17 protein-coding genes are annotated in these 17,961 nt (G+C 32.9%); 13 read left to right on the forward strand and 4 right to left on the reverse strand.

Annotated elements, in window-relative coordinates:
* Positions 1–15 precede the first annotated feature (15 nt).
* Complete coding sequence (locus N4A42_RS08060) at positions 16–1,128, reverse strand: adenylate kinase (RefSeq protein WP_294072533.1); 1,113 nt, start codon at positions 1,126–1,128, stop codon at positions 16–18.
* Positions 1,129–1,278: 150 nt separating this feature from the next.
* On the opposite strand from N4A42_RS08060, the gene N4A42_RS08065 reads away from it, so the two are divergent.
* From N4A42_RS08065 to N4A42_RS08100, 8 genes are all read left to right on the forward strand, one after another.
* The gene (locus tag N4A42_RS08065; protein ID WP_294072535.1) at positions 1,279–2,445 is read left to right on the forward strand and encodes a 5-(carboxyamino)imidazole ribonucleotide synthase; all 1,167 of its coding nucleotides are present in this window, start codon (positions 1,279–1,281) and stop codon (positions 2,443–2,445) included.
* Positions 2,446–2,489: 44 nt separating this feature from the next.
* Positions 2,490–2,969 carry a 5-(carboxyamino)imidazole ribonucleotide mutase gene (purE, locus tag N4A42_RS08070; protein WP_294072538.1) on the forward strand — a complete coding sequence of 160 codons (480 nt, stop codon included), beginning with the start codon at positions 2,490–2,492 and terminating at the stop codon, positions 2,967–2,969.
* A gap of 194 nt (positions 2,970–3,163) precedes the next feature.
* Entirely contained in the window at positions 3,164–5,197 is a 2,034-nt protein-coding gene (locus tag N4A42_RS08075) for a M3 family metallopeptidase (RefSeq protein WP_294072541.1), read from the forward strand.
* Positions 5,198–5,293: 96 nt separating this feature from the next.
* Positions 5,294–5,797: an ArsR family transcriptional regulator gene (locus N4A42_RS08080; RefSeq protein ID WP_294072544.1), complete on the forward strand. Its 504-nt coding sequence runs from the start codon at positions 5,294–5,296 to the stop codon at positions 5,795–5,797.
* A gap of 60 nt (positions 5,798–5,857) precedes the next feature.
* A complete protein-coding gene (locus N4A42_RS08085; RefSeq protein WP_294072547.1) occupies positions 5,858–6,289 on the forward strand; it encodes a hypothetical protein in 432 nt (143 codons plus the stop codon).
* Positions 6,290–6,302: 13 nt separating this feature from the next.
* Positions 6,303–7,181, forward strand: a complete 879-nt coding sequence (locus N4A42_RS08090; RefSeq protein ID WP_294072550.1) for a methyltransferase domain-containing protein — start codon at positions 6,303–6,305, stop codon at positions 7,179–7,181.
* A gap of 67 nt (positions 7,182–7,248) precedes the next feature.
* The gene (locus N4A42_RS08095; RefSeq protein ID WP_294072554.1) at positions 7,249–7,803 is read left to right on the forward strand and encodes a sigma-70 family RNA polymerase sigma factor; all 555 of its coding nucleotides are present in this window, start codon (positions 7,249–7,251) and stop codon (positions 7,801–7,803) included.
* A gap of 7 nt (positions 7,804–7,810) precedes the next feature.
* On the forward strand, positions 7,811–8,068 hold the full coding sequence (locus tag N4A42_RS08100; RefSeq protein ID WP_294072557.1) for a hypothetical protein: 258 nt from the start codon (positions 7,811–7,813) through the stop codon (positions 8,066–8,068).
* Here the strand turns inward: N4A42_RS08100 and N4A42_RS08105 are convergent.
* On the reverse strand, positions 8,051–8,839 hold the full coding sequence (locus tag N4A42_RS08105; protein ID WP_294072560.1) for a hypothetical protein: 789 nt from the start codon (positions 8,837–8,839) through the stop codon (positions 8,051–8,053). The genes N4A42_RS08100 and N4A42_RS08105 overlap by 18 nt on opposite strands.
* A gap of 166 nt (positions 8,840–9,005) precedes the next feature.
* On the opposite strand from N4A42_RS08105, the gene gcvP reads away from it, so the two are divergent.
* The 4 genes from gcvP to N4A42_RS08125 all read left to right on the forward strand — a co-directional run bounded on the left by gcvP (position 9,006) and on the right by N4A42_RS08125 (position 14,548).
* Positions 9,006–11,855, forward strand: a complete 2,850-nt coding sequence (gene gcvP / locus N4A42_RS08110; protein ID WP_294072563.1) for an aminomethyl-transferring glycine dehydrogenase — start codon at positions 9,006–9,008, stop codon at positions 11,853–11,855.
* A gap of 172 nt (positions 11,856–12,027) precedes the next feature.
* Positions 12,028–13,086 carry a 3-oxoacyl-ACP synthase III family protein gene (locus N4A42_RS08115; protein ID WP_294072566.1) on the forward strand — a complete coding sequence of 353 codons (1,059 nt, stop codon included), beginning with the start codon at positions 12,028–12,030 and terminating at the stop codon, positions 13,084–13,086.
* 31 nt (positions 13,087–13,117) lie between these two features.
* Positions 13,118–13,645 carry a methyltransferase gene (locus N4A42_RS08120; RefSeq protein WP_294072569.1) on the forward strand — a complete coding sequence of 176 codons (528 nt, stop codon included), beginning with the start codon at positions 13,118–13,120 and terminating at the stop codon, positions 13,643–13,645.
* Positions 13,646–13,699: 54 nt separating this feature from the next.
* The gene (locus tag N4A42_RS08125) at positions 13,700–14,548 is read left to right on the forward strand and encodes a glycosyltransferase family A protein (protein ID WP_294072572.1); all 849 of its coding nucleotides are present in this window, start codon (positions 13,700–13,702) and stop codon (positions 14,546–14,548) included.
* Between the two features lie 44 nt (positions 14,549–14,592).
* On the opposite strand, the gene N4A42_RS08130 is transcribed toward N4A42_RS08125, so the two are convergent.
* Both N4A42_RS08130 and pafA read right to left on the reverse strand, forming a co-directional pair.
* Positions 14,593–15,399: a DNA/RNA non-specific endonuclease gene (locus N4A42_RS08130; protein WP_294072575.1), complete on the reverse strand. Its 807-nt coding sequence runs from the start codon at positions 15,397–15,399 to the stop codon at positions 14,593–14,595.
* A gap of 5 nt (positions 15,400–15,404) precedes the next feature.
* Positions 15,405–17,081 carry an alkaline phosphatase PafA gene (gene pafA, locus N4A42_RS08135; RefSeq protein WP_294072578.1) on the reverse strand — a complete coding sequence of 559 codons (1,677 nt, stop codon included), beginning with the start codon at positions 17,079–17,081 and terminating at the stop codon, positions 15,405–15,407.
* A gap of 112 nt (positions 17,082–17,193) precedes the next feature.
* Here pafA and N4A42_RS08140 point away from each other — a divergent pair, with 112 nt between their 5' ends.
* On the forward strand, positions 17,194–17,931 hold the full coding sequence (locus N4A42_RS08140; protein ID WP_294072581.1) for an ABC transporter permease: 738 nt from the start codon (positions 17,194–17,196) through the stop codon (positions 17,929–17,931).
* The last annotated feature ends 30 nt before the right edge of the window (positions 17,932–17,961 follow it).

A 17,961-nucleotide genomic window follows, 5' to 3' on the forward strand; every position in this document is an offset into this window, starting at 1 on the left:
ACACTTTTGTGAGAGCTATAGCTTATCAATCACTGAGCTTAGTCTTACAGTAATATCTTCAATGCTTCCTACTCCATCAACACCAAAATATTTATCCTGATTAGAGTAGTAATCTTTTAATATTGCTGTTTTATCGTAATATTCTTTAATACGGTTTCTAATAATGTTTTCATCAGCATCATCTGCTCTTCCGCTTGTTTCACCACGTTTTAGTAAACGCTCTACCAAAACCTCATCATCTACTTCTAAAGCTACCATAGCATTAATTTGAGAATCTTTGCTATCCATTAATTCATCTAAAGCCTTAGCTTGTGCATTGGTACGCGGAAAACCATCAAAAATAAAACCGTTAGCATCTGCATTTTTTTCAACCTCTTTGTTAAGCATATCAATAGTAACCTGATCTGGCACTAACTCACCTTTATCCATGTAAGACTTAGCCAACATACCTAGTGCAGTTTCGTTTTTAATATTGCATCTAAAAACATCTCCTGTAGAAATATGTACTAAATCGTATTGTTCTTTTAAAAAATTAGCTTGAGTTCCTTTTCCAGCACCTGGAGGGCCAAATAAAACAATGTTTGTCATGTGTTGTGTAGTTTTTAATTGATATACATCTGGTAAATCTCTTCCTAATCCATCATAATCTAATCCATAGCCTACAATGAATTTATTAGGAATTTCTATACCAACATAATGAAGTTTAAAATCTTTGTCGTAAGCTTCTGGTTTGTAAAACAATGTTGCAATGATGAGTTGTTTTACGTTTTCATTTTTAAAAATACGATGTACTTCTTCTAATGTGTTACCTGAATCTATAATGTCTTCTAAAATAACAACTGTTCTCCCTGTTAAATCTTGAGTTAAACCTATTAAACGCTGAATATCTTCAGTAGATTTAACACCTTCGTACGATGCCAACTTTATAAAGGTAACCTCGCAAGGTTTAGGGTATTTTTTCACAAAATCGCTTACAAACATAAACGAGCCATTTAAAATGCCTATAAATACTGGCATTTCATCACCTAAATCTGTAGCAATGGCATTGACCATTCGCTCTACAGTTGCATCAATTTCTTGCGCTGAAATAAAAGGTTTAAAGTATAAATCGTGAAGCTTAACAACCATCTTATTATTTTAGAAACGCAAAGATAATGAATTGATTGACGATTGACGATTTTTTGAATTATGATTTTAAAAGTATGAACTATAATTAATGTATTTTTGCAGTAAATATTGTTGAATTTTTACAGATTCTCTCTTTAGAGAGAAATACATATGAACTACTTTTCTTCAGACTTTAAATTAGGTATTCTTGGTGGTGGCCAATTAGGCAAAATGATATTATACAACACGCGTAAGTACGATGTTTACACCTGTGTTTTAGATCCAAGTAAAGATGCACCTGCACGTTTAGCTTGCGACGAATTTACTGTTGGTGATTTATTAGATTATGATACCGTTGTTAACTTCGGAAAAAACGTCGATGTTCTTACTATAGAAATAGAAAACGTTAATGTTGATGCTCTTGAAACTTTAGAAGATAAAGGCATAAAAGTTTTTCCTTCGGCAAAGACATTAAAAACTATTCAAAATAAAGCGCATCAAAAACTGTTTTATCGCGACCATAACATACCAACTGCTGATTTTTCGCGTTTTGCACACACATCTGAAATTAGTGATGCCGTTGAAAATGGTGGTTTAAGCTATCCTTTTGTGTGGAAAAGTGCACGATTTGGATACGATGGGCAAGGAGTTAAAGTAGTAAGACGTTATACAGATTTAATAGATTTACCTAATGTAGAATGTATTGCTGAAAATTTAATTCCTTTTAAAAACGAACTCGCTGTAATTGTTGCCAGAAATGCACAAGGGCATTTAAAAACCTATCCTGTAGTTGAGATGGAGTTTCATCCCGAAGCCAATCAGGTAGAATATGTAATTTGTCCGGCAAGAATTCCTGATGAAATTGCAAAAAAAGCTGAATTGGTTGCTCTTAAAACTGCTGCTGCTTTTGAGCATGTTGGTTTACTGGCTGTAGAAATGTTTCAGACAGAAGATGATGAAATTTTAGTAAATGAAGTGGCACCAAGACCTCATAATTCTGGCCATTATAGTATAGAAGCTAGTTATACTTGCCAGTTTGAGCAACACTTAAGATGTGTTTTAGGGTTGCCATTAGGCAATACAGAAAGTAAGGTTGCTGGTGTAATGGTTAATTTGGTTGGTGCGGAAGACCATACTGGTAATGTGCTTTACAAAAACATGGAAGCCATTTTAGCCATGGATGGTGTAACACCTCATATTTATGGCAAAAAGCAAACCAGACCTTTCCGTAAAATGGGCCACGTTACCATAGTTAATAAAGATATAGATAAAGCTCGCGACATTGCTGAAAATGTAAAACGAACTATTGAAGTAATAAGCTTAACAAACAACAAATAATAGAAAAACAATATTCTTAATTAGAATTTTATAATTGAAAATTGATGAGTAAAATAGGAGTAATAATGGGAAGCAAAAGCGATTTGCCAGTTATGCAAGACGCTATAGATATTTTAAAAGAATTTAGTATTGAAGTTGAAGTAGATATTGTTTCTGCTCATCGTACTCCCGATAAGCTTTTTGATTATAGTAAAAATGCACACACAAGAGGCATTAAAGTAATCATTGCTGGTGCTGGTGGTGCTGCACATTTACCAGGTATGGTAGCATCATTATCTCCGTTACCAGTTATTGGAGTACCAGTAAAAAGTAGCAACTCAATAGACGGTTGGGATTCTGTATTATCTATTCTGCAAATGCCAGGCGGAGTTCCTGTAGCTACGGTTGCTTTAAACGGTGCAAAAAACGCAGGCATTTTAGCCGCTCAAATTCTAGGGAGTGCAGATCAAAATATTTTAGAGAAAGTTATAGCTTACAAAGAAAGTTTAAAAGCTAAAGTTATAGAATCTGCTAAAGGGCTATAAAAAAAGCCTTAACATTAGTCAAGGCTTTTTTTTGCTATTAACCATTCTTTTTTAGAATAACAAAAATGTTGTTCTTATAAAGATTGGGCAAAAATAATCAAAACTTTAACATTAACAACAATTTTAACGTTAAAAATGAAGTTAAAATTCAGATTATCAGCAATATAAGTAAGAAAAATTAGACGAAACAAAAAATGACAATCTTAAATAAACCCTTTACGACTAAATACAATACTGCTCCTTTTTCAGAAATAAAAAACGAAGATTTTCTTCCTGCTTTTAAGACTGCTATAAAAAATGCAAAATCAGAAATAGATGCTATTGTTGATAATTCTGAGTCTCCAAATTTTAAAAATACAATTGAAGCATTAGATTATTCGGGCGAAGAATTAGATAGAATTTCGAGCATATTTTTCAATCTAAATTCAGCAGAAACTAATGATGAGATTCAAAAAATCGCACAAGAAGTTTCACCTTTATTATCAGAATTTAGTAACGATATTGCTCTAAATGAAGATTTATTTAAACGTGTTAAAGTAGTTTACGATTCAAAATCTGATTTAAATCTTACTACAGAACAAGCTACACTTTTAGATAAAAAGTATAAAAGCTTTTCTAGAAATGGTGCCAATCTACCTGATGATAAAAAAGAGCAACTAAGAGCTATAGACAAAGAACTTAGTCAATTAAAACTAAAATTTGGTGAGCATATCTTAGCAGAAACCAACAAATTTGAAATGCTTTTAACAGACGAGTCTGAGTTATCTGGTTTGCCAGAAGGTGCAAAAGAAGCTGCAAAACAACTCGCTGAAAGTAAAAGAAAAGAAGGTTGGTTAATCACCTTAGATTACCCAAGTTATATTCCATTTATGACTTATGCAGATAATAGGTCGCTTAGAGAAAAATTATCTAAAGCATTTGGCAGTAAAGGGTTTAAAAACGATGATTTAGACAATCAAAATATTGTATTAAGGATTGCAAATTTGCGTTTTAAGCGTGCGCAACTTTTAGGCTATAAAACCCATGCGCATTTTGTTTTAGAAGAGCGTATGGCAGAAACACCAGAAAAGGTAAATGCATTTCTAAATGAACTGTTAGAAAAAGCGAAGCCAGCTGCTGAAAAAGAGTTTGCAACTCTAGAATCGTTTGCTAAAGATTCAGACGGAATTGACCAACTACAAAAATGGGATTCGACTTATTATTCTGAAAAATTGAAGCAAAAATTATTCAGTTTAGATGATGAACAGTTAAAACCATATTTTAAACTAGAAAATGTAATTGAAGGCGCATTTACTGTAGCTGAAAAACTTTTCGGATTAAGGTTTGAAGAGATAAACTCTATAGACAAATATCATGAAGACGTTCTAACCTATAAAGTTGTAGATAAAGACACTAATTTGATTTCAATTTTCTATGCAGATTTTTTCCCTAGAGCTGGCAAACGAAATGGTGCATGGATGACCTCCTTTAAACCTCAAATGATTAAAAACGGCATTAACGAAAGACCACATGTATCTATCGTTTGTAACTTTACAAAACCTACCAAAAGTAAACCTTCATTATTAACCTTTAATGAAGTTACCACGTTGTTTCATGAATTTGGCCATGCATTGCATGGTATGCTAGCTAATACGACATATCCTAGTTTATCTGGCACCAATGTGTATTGGGATTTTGTAGAATTACCAAGTCAGATTTTAGAAAACTGGTGTTATGAGGAAGAAACATTAAAACTTTTCGCGACACATTATGAAACTAATGAGGTAATTCCGATGGAACTTATCGAAAAGATTAAAGCATCAGCAACATTTCATGAAGGCATGCAAACCTTGCGCCAATTAAGTTTTGGTATGTTAGACATGGCTTGGCACGCTGGCGAGTCTCAAGAAACCATAACCTCTGTTAAACACTATGAAACAAATGCTTTTGGTAAAACTCAGCTTTATCCTGATGTTGCAGAAAATTGTATGAGCACTGCTTTTGCGCATATCTTTCAAGGCGGTTACTCTTCAGGTTATTACAGCTATAAATGGGCAGAAGTTTTAGATGCAGATGCTTTTGAATATTTTAAAGAAGAAGGTATTTTCAACACAACCGTTGCTAATAAATTTAAAGCTTTTGTATTATCTCAAGGTGGCACGGAAAATCCTATGACCTTGTATAAAAAATTCAGAGGGCAAGAACCAAAGCCAGAAGCGTTATTACGACGTGCAGGATTAATAAAGTAAGTATTCTAAAATACTATCTTGATTTTAAAAGATTAAGTCAAGCAAATAAACTTTCAGAAGTTTTTGAAAGTTTGAAATTTATTATACCTTTGTAACATGGAATACCAAGAAGCAAAAGAAAAATTTATTAGTACTTGGGGAAGTCTTGGCTCACTTTGGGGCATTAATAAGGCTATGGCGCAAATACAAGCTTTGCTTTTTATTTCTACCAACCCCTTGTCTATGGAAGACATTATGGAAGATCTTAAAATTTCTCGTGGTAATACCAGTATGAATTTAAGACAGCTTATGGATTGGGGAATTGTTACTAAAGTGTTGGTTTCTGGTGAACGAAAAGATTTTTTCACCACTGAAAAAGACGTACAAGAATTGGCACGTATTGTAGCTAAAGAACGTAGCCGTAGAGAAATAAAACCAGTTATTAAAGTTTTAGAAGACGTATCTTCTATTAAAGATGACGGCTCAGAAAAAACCAAAGAACTTATTAAGCAAACCAAAGCTTTAAAAGATTTAACAGACGATTTAGACACTCTAATGAACAAACTTGTTAACCAAAACCAAAACTGGTTAACTAAATCGGTTTTAAAGCTGATGAAGTAATAATATATTTTTTCAATCAAAACTTTCAATTTTTTCTGAAAGTTTAAAAACATTGAAATTATGAATTATTCAATTCCAAACTGGCTTATTATCCTTGGTGGATTGGGTCAAATATTTACAGCTATTATCTATCCATATATTAGACATAAAGTTTTTGATTGGTACAACGATGTAAGGCAACTAAAACCTTTAAATCAAGAAATTGCAAAAACTTATGGCAGATACATTCAGGGTTTAAATTTCTCTTTTGGATTGATTGCAATAATAATTCCAAATGACTTAAAAAACGGAACCACCTTAGCAATTGCCTTAACTGGATTAATAGCTGCTTATTGGGTTGGCAAAGTGACTACACAAATTGCATACTATCCAATGTATCAAATCCCTAAAAAATTAATTTTTAAAATAGGCGGATATTTCATGAACTTCTTATTCATACTATTTGCAGTAGTCTACACTTGGTTAGTCATTTATAATATATACTTAAATTAAAATACAAAACACCATGAAAACTCAAACTATACCTTACAGCAATTATTCAGAACAAAACCGTATAGAAATGGTAGAATTCTATAACGAAGCTACCGAAGATTATGAGTTTTGGAGCAATGATTATAACATGCACTTTGGATATTTTATGCCATTTAAGACTAATCCATTTAAACGCGACTCAATGCTTAACCAAATGAACAGGCAAGTCACAAAAAGACTAAATATTGGCAAAACCAAAAACCGTCTTATCGATTTAGGTTGTGGTATGGGAGCAACTATACGATATGCACTAAAGCACTATAAAAATGTAATGGCTTATGGTGTGACGTTATCAGATTTTCAGGTACAAAAAGGTAATGAATTGCTTAAAGGTAAAAACGGCATCATCCTAAAGGAAAACTATAATAACACATCTTTTCAGTCAAATTCTTTTGATTCTGCTATAGCTATTGAAAGTTTTTGTCACTCTGGCCACAACTATAATTCACTAAAAGAAATGCATAGACTCCTAAAACCTGGCGGTCGTTTTGTAATGGCTGACGCTTTTTTAAAAAAAGATAAGAATCAGCTCTGCAGAGGTGGCAAGTTTTCTTATAACAAATTATGTAGTCATTGGAGTTTAGAAAAGCTAGAAACCCATCATTTTATTAAACAAAAACTTGAAGAATTAGGTTTTAAAGACATTAAAGTAGAAGATGCATCTTTTAGAGTTGCGCCATCTGTGCTTCATGTACCTTTTGCGATTATAGGATTTATTTTAAAAAAATTATTAGGCTTTAAAGGGATTAAAAGAGAAAGTTTTCATAACCTAAAAGGGTCATTTTATGCTTTATTATCTGGTTTACACATGAAAAGTTTTGGGTATTACATTATAAGCGCTACCAAACGTTAGGAAAATGCAAACTCTTTTCAGAAGTAAATATTTTATCCTATTTTTGATTAAGCAATGAAACTTTAGAATGGCTAACCATCAAATAAACCCAAATAACTGGATAGATTTATATTCAGATTACTTATTTAACTACACCATTTCCAGAGTTAATGACAGAGCGATGGCGCAAGATTTGGTTTCTGAGACTTTTTTAGCCGGCCTCAAATCTATGTCTAACTTTAAAGGTGAAGCAAGTGAGCGTACTTGGTTAATTTCTATACTAAAACGCAAAATAATTGATTACTATCGCAAAATAAACTCTAACAAGGGTAAAGCTGAAGTTAGAATGAGTTACAATAGCGATGCAGAAGCTGAAGGAGATTGGCTAGAAGAACGTGTGGCTGATCCATTTGATAAAACGGCAGAAGACAAATTAGAAAACTCAGAATTAGGTGATGCAATTTACGATTGCTTATCTAAGTTACCTGCAAAACAAGCCGACGTTTTTAAAATGAAAACAATTTTAGGATACGATACCGAAACTATTTGTAATGAATTAGAAATAACAGCGTCTAACCTCTGGGTAATCATTCATAGAGCAAGAACAGCTCTAGCTGATTGCATGGAAAAAAACTGGTTTTAAAAATACAATGAAAAAAAGTTTTTTATTTATAAGCTGCGAAGAAGCAAAGCATATTTGCGATAAAACTCAATATGGTGAAGCTACAGGTTGGGAACGAATAAAGTTAGGTCTTAGACTTTCTTGGTGTAAAATAACCAGAGCTTACTCTAATAAAAATAACAAGTTAACCGAAGTGTTAGAAAATACTGAAGTTAATTGCTTAAAAAATGATGAACGCAATACACTAAAAAAACAATTTGAAGAAGAATTAGCCAAGCATCAATGATAAAACCAACCACATTATAGGAATACTCTCCACCCAAAATGCACTATAATATTTTGATTGATATTTGTTTGAAAAGATTACAAACAGTAAGGTTATTAAACCTGTAATTGAAGTAGAAATCACCATAGCATTATCTAATTCATCTTTAAAGAATTCTAATAACATAAACAATAACAATAACACAGCACCAATAGTCTTTGTGTTTCTCACACCAATACGTTGAGGTATTGTTGCCAATTTTACACTATCATAAATAAGATCTCTAATCTCAAAAGGAAGCATTAAAATAATAACCAATACAAAACGCTGTATTGCAATTATCTTAGCATCATAACCTATATCAATTTCACTATTCAACAACGGTAAAAAAACAGTTGTAAAAGCCCAAACCAGAGCTATGACATAAATTTTTAGTCCGCTAATCTGCCTCAAATTCTTCTGACTATCTCTAAAATAACGCGTTGGCAATAACGGAATAGCATACAGAAAAGTAATCAGTCCAAAAACTGAAAGATACAAGAGAGATTCAACATTCAATTGCAATGCAAAATAACACATGGCTATAAAAGCAAAAAATGAAAAAATTTGAATGGTTTTAAGCCATGTTGCTAAACTTCTATGATGAAACTTCACCAGACCAAAATATTTCACAAAATTGTAACCCGTAATTGTTGCAAAAAAAACAAAGTAAATCACATCCTTACTATCATTTATTTCAAACTGAATTAAGGTTACCCAAGTCAACGCACACACTGCCAATGCTACATGCATACTACTATTTATGTAAAAATTAAATATTTGCTTTAGCATCTTCACGAAGCAAAAATAATCAATGTGTTAATAACCTATGTTTTCGGTTAAAAACTTTAATTTTCATTAATTAAAAAAAGCGTCTATTTCCTTATTTTTGCATATCGAAAAAATAGCAGATTAAACAATGGATACAACCTCTTTTGCACTTAGACATATTGGCCCAAATTTAGATGAACAAAAAGGCATGCTAAACACCATTGGTGTTGATAGTATAGATCAATTAGTTTCAGAAACAATACCTACTGGTATTCGCCTTAAAAAGGATTTAGATTTAGATCCAGCAATGAGCGAACAAGAATACCTTAGCCATATTCGTAAATTATCGCAGCTAAATAAAATATATAAGTCTTATATAGGCCTAGGATATCATCCTTCTAATTTACCTGCTGTTATACAACGTAATATTTTAGAAAATCCAGGTTGGTATACCGCTTACACTCCATATCAGGCAGAAATTGCACAAGGACGTTTAGAAGCACTTTTAAATTTTCAAACCATGGTTATTGATTTAACAGGTATGGAAATAGCCAATGCATCTCTTTTAGATGAAGGTACTGCTGCCGCTGAAGCCATGAGCTTATTGTTTGCAGTAAGAGAACGTGCTCAGAAAAAAGCAGGAGTTAATAAATTCTTTGTTTCAGATTTAGTACTACCTCAAACTATAGATCTTTTACAAACCAGAGCAATTCCTTTAGGTATAGAATTAGAAATTGGTAATGAAGCAGAATACAAACTCACTAATGAATATTTTGGCGCATTATTACAGTATCCAGGTAAAAATGGTCAAATCACAGACATAAAATCATTTATAGAAAAGGCAAATGCCGAAAATATAAAAGTAGCTGTTGCAGCAGACATCTTAAGCTTAGTAAAACTTGAAGCTCCTGGTAAGTTTGGTGCAGATGTCGTAATTGGTACTACACAGCGTTTTGGAATCCCTATGGGTTATGGTGGACCTCACGCTGCTTATTTTGCTACAAAAGAAGCTTACAAACGTGATGTACCTGGAAGAATTATTGGAGTTACTAAAGATACAAATGGTAACAGAGCCTTACGTATGGCCCTACAAACCAGAGAGCAACACATTAAGAGAGATAAAGCAACCTCTAATATTTGTACCGCTCAGGTTTTATTAGCAGTTATGGCTGGTATGTATGCTGTATATCATGGTCCAAAAGGTCTCGATTTTATAGCAAATAAAGTTCAAAAAACAACAGCTACACTAGCTAAGGCTTTAGAACGTTTAGGCTTAGAGCAAGTGAATTCGCATTATTTTGACACTATTCAAATAAAAGCTGATGCTGTTAAGGTAAAGTACCAAGCAGAAAAGAAAGAGGTTAATTTCCATTACCCAGATAATAATACAGTTACAATAGCTATAAATGAAACTACAACGGTTTCAGACATCAATGAAATTATATCAATTTTCGAAATTGTAACTGAGCAAAACACAGATGAAATCACTGAAATTTCTGATTTCGATACTATTCCTGATGGTTTAAAACGTCAATCAGACTTTTTAACTTTTGATGTATTCAACACCTATCATTCTGAAACCGAGTTAATGCGCTACATTAAACGATTAGAACGTAAAGATCTTGCATTAAATCATTCAATGATCTCATTAGGCTCTTGTACTATGAAACTTAATGCAGCTTCTGAGATGTTGCCACTAAGTTGGAACAATTGGGGAAATATGCATCCTTTTGTACCAAAAGAGCAAGCAGCTGGCTACCTATTAATGTTAAAAGGTTTAGAAAATCAGTTAACTGAAATTACTGGCTTTGCAGCGACTTCTTTACAACCTAACTCTGGAGCTCAAGGTGAATTTGCAGGTTTAATGGTTATTAAAGCTTATCACGAATCTCGTGGAGATCATCATAGAAATATCTGTTTAATACCTTCTTCTGCTCATGGAACAAATCCTGCAAGTGCAGTTATGGCTGGTATGAAAGTGGTCGTTACCAAAGCTTCAGAAAATGGCAACATTGATGTAGAAGATTTAAGAAAAAAAGCCGAACTACATAAAGACAACCTTTCGGCCTTAATGGTAACTTACCCATCTACTCATGGTGTATATGAATCTGCTATTAAAGAGATTACTCAAATCATTCATGATAATGGTGGACAGGTTTACATGGATGGAGCCAATATGAATGCTCAAGTTGGCTTAACCAATCCTGGAAATATTGGTGCAGATGTTTGCCATCTTAACTTACATAAAACTTTCGCTATTCCTCACGGAGGAGGTGGACCAGGTGTAGGCCCAATTTGTGTTGCTGAACAACTTGTACCATTTTTACCAGGAAGTCCTGTTATAAAAACCGGAGGACACCAAGCTATTACAGCAATTTCTGCCGCACCATTTGGTTCTGCATTAGCTTGCCTTATTTCTTATGGCTATATTAAAATGCTCGGTTCTAAAGGCTTAAAAAAGGCAACTGAAATTGCTATACTTAATGCTAATTATATTAAAGAAAGATTAGAAGGGTCTTTCCAAACACTTTATTCAGGTGAAAACGGAAGAGCAGCACACGAAATGATAATTGATTGTCGTGATTTTAAAGCAAAAGGTATTGAAGTTACTGATATTGCTAAACGTTTAATGGACTACGGATTCCATGCACCAACCGTTTCTTTCCCAGTTGCAGGCACCATGATGGTAGAACCAACTGAAAGTGAAAGTAAAGCTGAAATGGATCGTTTCTGCGATGCTATGATTTCTATTCGTAAAGAGATTGATAATGCTTCTAAAGAAGAACCTAATAATGTTTTAAAAAATGCACCACATACTATGGAAATGCTAACATCAGACGAATGGCTTTTACCTTACAGTAGAGCTGCGGCAGCTTTTCCTTTAGATTATGTGAAAGATAATAAGTTTTGGCCAAGTGTAAGACGTGTAGACGATGCCTATGGTGATAGAAACTTAATGTGCAGTTGCGCACCAATTGAAGACTTCATAGAAGCCTAAAATTGATTTAATCAAATAAAAAAAGTGCTCAAATTGAGCACTTTTTTTATGGTATTTTTAAAACAAATCCTAATAACTGAGAATTCGGAAAAAATCTAGCTTTTAGTCAGTTAATCAGCAACTATATATTAGAGTTTCACTAGCTTAGTAAATTAATAGAAATTTTTTTGAGATGGGAATTAAAATCACAGGTACAGGCAGTTATATTCCAAAGAATATAGAAAGAAATGAAGATTTTCACCAACATCAATTTTTAAATACTGATGGCTCTTCTATAGATTATCCTAATGAAGTTATTGTTGAAAAATTTAAAGCCATTACTGGTATTATTGAAAGACGATATGTCGATGATGACTTAGTAGCTTCAGATATTGGTTTTTTAGCAGCACAGAAAGCAATTGAAGATGCTAATATTGATCCAGAGACTATAGATTATATTATTTGTGCGCATAACTTCGGAAATGTAAAAGCTAATGCTATTCAAAGTGATATACTACCTTGTTTAGCCTCTCGTATAAAACATAGCTTACGCATAAAAAACCCTAAGTGTGTCGCATACGACATTCTTTTTGGTTGTCCTGGTTGGTTAGAAGGAGTTATACAAGCTCAAGCTTTTATAAAAGCAGGTATCTCCAAAAAATGTTTGGTTGTTGGTGCAGAAACCTTATCGCGCGTTGTTGATATTCACGATAGAGATTCTATGATTTATTCCGATGGTTCTGGCGCATGTATTGTTGAATCTGTTAATGAGGATAGTGGAATTATAGCGCATGAATCTGCTTCCTTTACTTACGACGAAGCTTATTATTTACACTTTGGTAACTCTAACAACAAAACACTTTGTCCAGATACGCGATACATAAAAATGCATGGTCGTAAAATTTACGAATTTGCTCTAACCAATGTAGCGCAAGCAATGAAAGACTGTTTGGATAAAAGCGGAATAGATATTTCTGAAATAAAAAAAGTGCTCATCCATCAAGCAAATGAAAAAATGGACGAAGCTATTATTAAACGTTTTTACCGGTTATTTAAAGCAAAAGCTCCTGAAGGTATTATGCCTATGAGTATCCATAAATTAGGAAATAGCTCTGTTGCCACAGTACCTACCCTTTTTGATTTGATTAGAAACAACAAATTAGAAGAACATGAAATAAATAAAGGTGATGTTGTTATATTTGCTAGTGTTGGTGCTGGCATGCACATCAACGCTATGGTTTATAGATATTAATTTGTAAGATTACCGCTTTTGCGGCAATGCAATGTACGAGAAAACATACCCAAACAAACGTTTTAAGCTTACACTTCAGTTTTTAAAAAAACATATTTCTACTTCTGAATCTATATTAGATTTAGGTGTGAAAAATCCGTTTTCAGAAATTATGATTTCTGAAGGATTTACTGTTGAAAACACTAAAGGTGAAGATTTAGATGAAGACCGTTCAACAATTGAAAATGCTTCAACCAAAGTTGTTACAGCTTTTGAAATATTTGAACACTTACTCTCTCCTTATGAGGTTTTAAAATCTATTAAAGCTGAAAAACTAGTGATAAGCGTCCCTTTAAAACTATGGTTTACCTCAGCGTATAGAAGTAAAACAGATCTATGGGATAGACATTACCATGAGTTTGAAGATTGGCAGTTAGATTGGCTTTTAGAAAAAACGGGATGGAAAATTATTGATAGACAAAAATGGACTAATCCTGTTAAAAAGCTTGGTATTCGTCCTTTTTTAAGACAATTCACCAATCGCTATTATATTGTTTATGCTGTTAGAAATTCCAAATAGCATACACTAAATTCCAAATTGGTTTAGTTAATTTTGAGACATAGATTTTAAAATTTGAATTTTCATATAGTAATACCAGCTCATAATGAAGAAGCTTACATTAGTAAGACGATACAATCTTTGGTTGAGCAGACCCTATTACCAAAGCAATTGGTAATCGTTAATGATAATTCTACTGACAGCACACAGAGCATAGTTGAAGAATACGTTTCAAAATATAACTGGATTACGCTTATAAACTCAGCGTCTTCAGATAAGCATTTACCTGGCTCTAAAATCATCCATGCGTTTAACAAAGGCTTAGTGACTTTAGATAGCAACTATGATGTTATCTGTAAGTTTGATGCCGATTTAATTTTTCCAAAAAATTATCTAGAAAAAATAGCATTACATTTTAGTAGCAATCCTAAACTAGGTATGGCATCTGGATTTTGCTACATAGAAAAAAACGAAAAATGGGTTTTAGAAAATTTAACCAACAAAGACCACATTAGAGGCGCTCTAAAAGCTTATCGAAAAGCGTGTTTTGAACAAATCGGAAAACTGAAACCCTCAATGGGTTGGGATACGATTGATGAATTGTTAGCCAAATACCGTAATTGGGAAATTTTAACTGACGAAGCTCTACATGTAAAACATCTAAAACCTACAGGACAATCTTATAACAAAGCTTCAAAATATTTACAAGGCGAAGCTATGTACAAAATGCGTTATGGTTTTTGGATAACATTAATTTCTGCTTTAAAACTGGCTTATAAAAAAAGAAGTTTACATCTCTTTAGAGATTATATGTCTGGTTATTTTAGAGCAAAATCTTCAAAAACTGAATTTCTGGTTTCTAAAGATGAAGGTGAGTTTATTAGAGACTTAAGATGGAAAGGGATAAAATCTAAACTTAAATAATGAAGATAGATCCTGAAATAAATCCAGCATGACAAAAACGTTTTTTAGAAAGCCCAATCTTTATAACTATTAGAGGCTTCTATTTTATTTTCAATAGCATCATTTAGTTCAGGAAAGAAATCAATTCCTGTTAATTTTTCAATCTTATCTACAGGAACCACAAATTCATACAAAGGCAAATCTGAGTCTTTATGGTGCATTAAAAATGCCAAGACTTTTGGTTTACCATCGGTATTATCTAAAACAATTTTGTAAAATTGATTAGGCACAGACACTTTTTCTTCTCCTATGGTTTTAAGATTATTTTTTAAAATTCCGCCAGTAACCACAAAAACACCATCGTATTTTTTTGCCCAATACCTCACCTTTTGTTCTAATCGATTCCAAATGCCAGAATTAAAATCGTGCTTTTGTGGGCTTATATTACTTGTTAAAAAAGTTTCGTCATGTGCTGTTTTGCTAAAACGTCGATCACCAGCAGGACAAAGATGCCCTCTATCATAACCTGATTTTTTATAATTACGCCAATGCGCTGCACCTGTTTTCACAGCTTCATCTATTTCAAAATAAGGTCTTTTATGATTGGTTGAACTTAAATGGGACATTTTCAGCTCATATGCAACCCATTCTGCTTGTTCATGTGATTCACTATAAGACAAAGAATAATTTTGATGATGTACAATTTGCCCTGTTGTACTTGTTGGTAAAAAATATTCGTTAGTATTTTCTTTAGGCGCTTTACCTGTTTCTACAATTATAGATTTCTCTTCAGATTTCTGATAATACTCAAAAGTGTAAATGGCTATGACCAAAGCAATAGCTATTAGCGAATAGAGTTGTTTTCTTTTCAAATTAATTAATCTATAATAAACCCTAACACATTTCCTGTTGTTCCATTAGGAAAACTAATACCTAACAATGCTGAAATGGTTGGCGCAATATCTGTAATAACAGTTTTTTTATACGTCTCACCTTGCTTTATACCAGCACCAAAAAACAATAATGGCACATGTGTATCGTAAACATAACCTGAGCCATGGTCTGTTCCTTTTTTATTCCAAGGACCATCTGAAAAAACCGAAGACTCCATCACAATTACGATATCTCCAGATCTTTTTTGGTTATAACCATTCTTTAAGAGAAGCTCCACACCATCTTGAAATGCAGAGTTATTCACAATACCTCCTTTAAAAGCCTTATTAACCATCTCATAATCTAGCAATTTATTAATAATGGTATTTTCAACATCCGCTAATTCAATATTATTGCTTGTAATTGCTTCATGATTTAAAAACACTTGTTCATTACTAATTTTTAACACAAGGTCGTTTGTATTAAATTTTGATAGTAATAGCTCATTTAAATCTGCTTTAAGCGTATTAAAATCTAATAAACCACCTGGTATTCTATGTGAATTTAAAAATGCTGGCACATAAGGCGCACCATGATCTGCTGTTAAAAACACGGTGTACTCCCCTTCGCCAACATAACTATCTAAGTAATTAAAGAAACGTTCTAAATCTTTATCTAAACGCAAATACGTATCGTGTGTTTCCTTGGCATTAACTCCAAAATTATGACCCACATAATCTGTACTAGAAAAACTAACCGTTAAAACATCTGTATGATTATCTTTTCCTAATTGCTCACCTTCAATAGCTGCAATAGCAAAATCTGTTGTTAAACTATTACCGTAAGGAGTAGATTTTAAAATATCATAACCACCATTGTCTTTACTAAGTACTTTTAAATCATATGGAAATGTTGCCGTAGTTTTAGATTTAAAACCGTCTTCAAAATTGTTTAAATCATTTCCACTTTCTGTATAAGTTTCAATTGGATATAATGTATTCCACTCTTTTAAATAATCACTCGAAATATTAGAAGCATTAAAATCATTCACCCATTTTGGTAAGGCATTCATGTAAAATGTGCTAGAAATCCAAGCACCTTCATCTTTTCCTCTAAACCAATAGGCAGCATTGGCACTATGACCAGCTGGCAAAACCGCTCCTCTATCTTTAATAGATATACCTATAGTTTTTCCTTGCATTTGCGTAAACAATCTATTTTCATCAGAAAAGGTGGTTGTTGTCATTCTGTGTGGTGACATTTGCCCATCTGTACTTGCTGTTCCTACAGACTCATAAGAGTTATCCCTAACACAATACACACTCTCGTTTATAGTCTTATCGAACCAACTATTTCCTATTATACCATGATATCTAGGTGTTGTACCTGTATAAATAGAGGCATGACCAGCAGCTGTCTTTGTTGGTATATAATTAAAGTGGTTGTTCTTGCAATTAAACCCTTCTCTAATCATACGCTTAAAGCCACCTTCACCAAACTTGGCTTCAAAACGCGTTAAATAATCATAACGCATCTGGTCTACCACTATACCTACAATTAGCTTAGGTTTAGAGTCTGATTTTTCTTGAATAGTTTCCTCTTTTTTTTCAATCATTTTTTCTTGAGATCCACATGAAAAAAACAAAGATGCTGTAAGAATTAAAGTGAAGATATTTTTCATATTAAAATGGTCTTTTTCTAAGCATCAAAAATACGGTTTTTAGAATATCTTAATTTAAATTAACATTAATAAACACATCTTTTTTTATACTTTAGCGTTAGAATTTTCATGCATGAAATACCTTCATAATATTGGCACTTACTTTATAATGATTAAAGACATGTTTCGCAAACCAACAAAATGGTCTGTGCTAAAAACTTTAATCCTTAAAGATATTGATGATCTTATTATTGGATCCTTGGGCATTGTTGCTTTTATCGGCTTTTTTGTTGGTGGTGTCATTGCCATACAAACGTCATTAAACATAAGCAATCCACTTATTCCAAAATATTTGGTTGGTTTTGCTACAAGACAATCTATAATTTTAGAATTTGCACCAACATTTATCTCTATAATCATGGCTGGTAAAGTTGGGTCGTTTATAACCTCTAGTATTGGTACTATGCGTGTTACTGAGCAAATAGATGCTCTAGAAGTAATGGGTATTAATGCTATTAATTATTTAGTGTTCCCTAAATTTATTGCACTTACGCTTTATCCTTTTGTGATTTCTATCGCTATGTTTTTAGGCATTTTAGGTGGTTTAGTTGCTTGTGTTTATGGTGGCTATGGTACTTTAGAGGATTACATTGAAGGTGTGCAAAACGATTTTATACCTTTTCATATGGCTTATGCTTTTATTAAAACCATGGTATTTGCATTTATATTAGCAACTATTCCTTCTTTTTATGGGTATTTCATGAAAGGTGGCGCATTAGAAGTTGGTAAAGCCAGTACAACATCTTTTGTTTGGACAAGTGTTGTCATTATACTATTAAACTTTTTATTAACCAGTTTATTATTAGGCTAATGATAGAGGTAAAAGACTTACATAAATCAT

This window comes from Winogradskyella sp. (assembly GCF_025210595.1).
GTDB lineage: Bacteria > Bacteroidota > Bacteroidia > Flavobacteriales > Flavobacteriaceae > Winogradskyella.